General features: G+C 37.2%; 2 protein-coding genes. Both read right to left on the reverse strand.

The genetic code is table 11. From position 1 onward, the window contains the following. Positions 1-968, reverse strand: a 968-nt coding sequence (locus tag FTU79_RS16345; RefSeq protein WP_373685478.1) for an FAD-dependent oxidoreductase, incomplete at its 3' end; no start/stop codon positions are given. Positions 969-991: 23 nt separating this feature from the next. After that, complete coding sequence (locus tag FTU79_RS16350; protein WP_044502095.1) at positions 992-1,369, reverse strand: hypothetical protein; 378 nt, start codon at positions 1,367-1,369, stop codon at positions 992-994. Between the last annotated feature and the right edge of the window lie 462 nt (positions 1,370-1,831).

The following is a 1,831-nucleotide window of genomic DNA, read 5'->3' on the forward strand; positions in this document are numbered from 1 at the left end:
ATCAAGGCATCCATCAACCCACTGTTTACGCCTTGTCCTGCAAAAGGAGGCATCAAATGAGCAGCATCTCCAATCATCGTTATGGGTAATGGACGCTTACTTTTCCAAGACTTATCTAAGGGAAATATTCGTGTCGCTAACCCTACAAAAGATGATGTCAAACGAATCAGTTCTTTGTAGCGTTCGTCCCAATCGGAAAATTTTTTCAGGAGAAAATCAACGACACTATTTCTGTCTTGAAAATCTACCCGCGTTTTGCTTTTCCATTCATCAGGTGTTTTAAAACTTATTCCAAAATGCAATGCACCATTATTATTAGGATTCGCAAATAATAAATTACCTTGATGAGCAGCCATTAGCCGGTTTCCATTGCAAAGCTGAAAAAATCCAGGACAGTTCACCTCCGGTTGATGAATATCGGCTTGTATATTGAAAGTACCTGTTTCTTCAACTTCCGTGTCGGTAACAAATTTTCTTACTTTAGACATTCCACCATTGGCAATAATAACCAGATCTGCTGTTTCACTCGATTTATCCTCAAAAGTTAGTATCCACTTCTCCTTATCAGGTTCAAGGGTAACAAGTTTTCTATCCCAAATGACGGTATCATTTTGTAAACTATTTAATAGGATAGTCCTTAAGTCATTTCTGTTTATTTCAGGATTGTCAAAACGATTTTCGGGTCTTACATTTTTTGTGGTTAAAATATTGCCCTTTTCATCAACAATATTTACACCCATTGGTAAAGCTAAGTCATAATAAGTTTGTAACAATCCCGCTCTTTTCATTGCTTCCTGTCCCGAATCCCTGTGCAGATCAAGTGTCCCACCAAAAATCCTTGCATCTTGGTCTTTGTCTCTCTCGTAAACTGTAATGTCCACGCCGTTTTGCTGTAACAATCTCGCCATTGTTAATCCAACAGGCCCGGCACCAATTATTGTAATTTTTTTATGTTTTAGTAAAGTCATATTCTTGTTCGCTGGTTTTAATGTCAACTAATGTCTGTCAATTTAATCACTTTGTTTTTTTTAAATTCAAACACGGATTTTCCTGATAACTTTAGCTTTTGCCCTTTTTTTAAGCCGTTCGGAAAGTCAATTGCTAAAATTGCTGTATAATCAATTTCTATTTCAGTGCTGTTGTCAAAATGCCTAAACGATTTAACTGTCTGTGTTCTCTTTGCAAAGTATGTTTTTGCTGTTTCTGCCTGTTGTTTAAACGCTGTTAACCCTTTCAGCGATAAACTTATATCATTATTTTGAATGTTTTCAAAAACAATATTATCGTCAAGGTCTGCAACCATTTTTTTGATATCAAATTGGTTGTATCCATCGATGTAGTTATTGATGATGTTTACTCTGTCGGTCATATTTTGTAATTATTTATCGGTTACATATTGGTGTTGTCTGTAGGTTGTTCTACGATAATTGCCAACTTTTAACTTCTATACGAAGGAACATGTTGGGATACTTGAACTTTCGATTTAGCGCCAACACGAGCAAACCGAAGTTAGCACCTACTCTCTATTCAGCATATTTTTTAAAAATACTTGTGGCAATGTGTCCGCCAAAACCAAAAGTATTACTCATTGCGTAATTCACTTGCCGTTGTTGTGATTGGTGTAACGTCAAGTTAAATATATCCCTATATTCAGGTTCAATATCTACCGAATTGATTGTTGGCGGAACAATGTTATTCTGAACAACGTATAGGAAGAATAAACGCCCTTTTCACCCAAGTCCAACAGCTTTGGACCGCAGTTGACTCTTTCGACACCCCTGCGATGCAACCCAATCCGGCTGACGGGGAGCCAGCAACGCTGAAAATTTAC

It is taken from the genome of Acinetobacter sp. YH12144 (assembly GCF_013418345.1).
In the GTDB taxonomy this organism is placed as follows: domain Bacteria; phylum Pseudomonadota; class Gammaproteobacteria; order Pseudomonadales; family Moraxellaceae; genus Acinetobacter; species Acinetobacter amyesii.

Excerpts from the sequence above, each read along its gene's own strand:
- FTU79_RS16350 (WP_044502095.1), bottom strand. The coding sequence starts at position 1,369 with ATGACCGACAGAGTAAACATCATCAATAACTACATCGATGGATACAAC.